Raw genomic sequence first — 2,120 nt, forward strand, 5'->3', positions numbered from 1 at the left:
ATTAAAATTAAAACAAATTGAACTTGCAAAAAATCTTTTAGATATATTAGATGATGATACTATAGCTAAAAAAATGGAGATAGATATTGAAATAGTTAGAAAATTAAGAGCAGGAGATAAAGATACTATAGAAATATAGGAGCAACTGGGACCTAAAGTGCCCAGCACTAACCCCGGCATAGCCATAAAGCTAAGAATTACAAATATTATAAATTAGGTAGGAATACCACAAATATCAGAATTGGAAAAAAATATTTGTTCTATTTCTATCTTCATTTTCACTTTTCTTAAAATTATGCGACCTTAAATAAAGATATTAGAATTAAACCCTAAATTTTGTATGTTAATCAATTAATCCCCTTGATTATATTGCCATTTTTTCAAGCTCATTTTCAGATATTTTTAGAGATTCTATTATTTCGAAGACTTGTGTTCGACCATTCCGAATTGATTTGGTTCCTAAGCGTTGGAGAGTTTGAATTACGCTATTTAAAAATGACATTTTATTCAATTCTGATTTGAATATATTCTTAGTAACAGTATAAAAATATTCATTAACTAAATTGAATGATTTTAAAATACTAATATCTTTTCCGCTTTCAGCGTTCGTGATTTCTTTCGCTGTGAAAACTATTTGAGATGCTAAGATTAAACTTATTAATCTACCATATAAAAAACATTTAAAGCGCTCTTTTTTTATATTCTTTACGGCTGTAATGTTAAAAATTGATTTCCAAACTTTGAACATTATTTCAATTTGCCACCTCAAACTATAAATTTCATGTACTTGATCTGTAGCCACTACATCACTTGAAATGTTTGTTATATAAGCATTTACACCAGTCCAAGCTACATTCCTTTCATTAAGCTTTCTACGATCAGCTCTTAAATCATTTATTTGTTTTTTTACTCTTTTAGACTTGTTTTTTTCAGTAAGTTTAGTTATAATTAATCTGTTTTTGAGTTCCTTTTTGGAACCAATGTAGATATCTTTGAGTTCAATTGTTTCTCCATGCTTTAGGGGTTTTACAATTTCAAGGATATCTATTTTTTTATACCTAAAATCTTTTTGTCTATTATCTTTAAACTTATCTATGTAAGGCTCTTTAGTATATAAATTAGTTGTACTTTTAATCTTTGATATATAAAAAGCCTCTTTATTATGAATCTCGTTTAAATGACCTAATTTGAAGTAACCTAGATCAGATAGTCTAAGATCGCCTTTTAAAGTGTCTTGTTCCATAGTCTCCAAGTAATTACAATCATTAAAAGTGCCTTTAAATGGATCGCATGTTAAAAAATTTCCACTTAAAATATCATATTGAAGTTGTATTTTTATTCCTGCTCCACTTCCCGAACCGCCGGTTCCTATATATTCATCTATAAGTTTATCAGGTAATTTATAGCTTGTTGCATCTGTTAAAATTATTCTTTTAAATGCTAAGTTAGATATTTGATTTTGAAGTACATTACTTTGTTTAATCATAGTTTCAAGAAAAGTTTTTTTCATAAATTCAACCGCATTTTCATTAAATCGAGAGTTTAAAGCTTGCGGAGATATATTTATATTATATGTAGCTGCTAATCGACCACAAAGTGTATTCAATGATTTACTACATAAATCATTGCTTTTAAATATATTAAATGCTAAAAATGATTCTGCATCTAACTTACTATTTCTTTTTACAAAACCAGTTTTTCTTGCTAGTTGATTTATATTTTCATCTGTAAAAAGTTCATTTGTATTCTTAATTAATTTTTTTAATCTTTTGTGCATATTTTAATTTCCTATCCTATATTTAAATTTATTACATTATAGCATTAATCCAAATTTAGGAAATGTTAGGTTGATGGCTATGAAGAACCCCGGGCAAATAAAGTAAATAAATGGAAAGTAGCTTCTAAAATTGATTGGAGCTACTTTTTATTTTTTTAGTTAGGGATGTTCTAGTATTAGATAACTTTTGAGTGAGAGGAGTCAAGTTTAACAGAAAATAATTGATACTTACTGCATATTTTAATATAATTAAGGTAATAGATATTACTAAAGATGACTTGGAGGTGAAACTTTTGAAGAGGAAAAAAGTACATGATTATGACTCAGCATGGAAAACTATACT

Annotated in this window: 1 protein-coding gene; it reads right to left on the reverse strand. The window is 27.1% G+C overall.

Features of this window, described 5'->3' with window-relative positions; translation table 11 throughout:
* Nucleotides 1–364 precede the first annotated feature (364 nt).
* Nucleotides 365–1,777, reverse strand: coding sequence for an IS4 family transposase (locus ACRC28_RS05360; protein ID WP_438542420.1), 1,413 nt, complete (start codon nt 1,775–1,777; stop codon nt 365–367).
* Between the last annotated feature and the right edge of the window lie 343 nt (nt 1,778–2,120).

The organism is Clostridium sp. (genome assembly GCF_051650885.1).
Taxonomy (GTDB): domain Bacteria; phylum Bacillota; class Clostridia; order Clostridiales; family Clostridiaceae; genus Clostridium.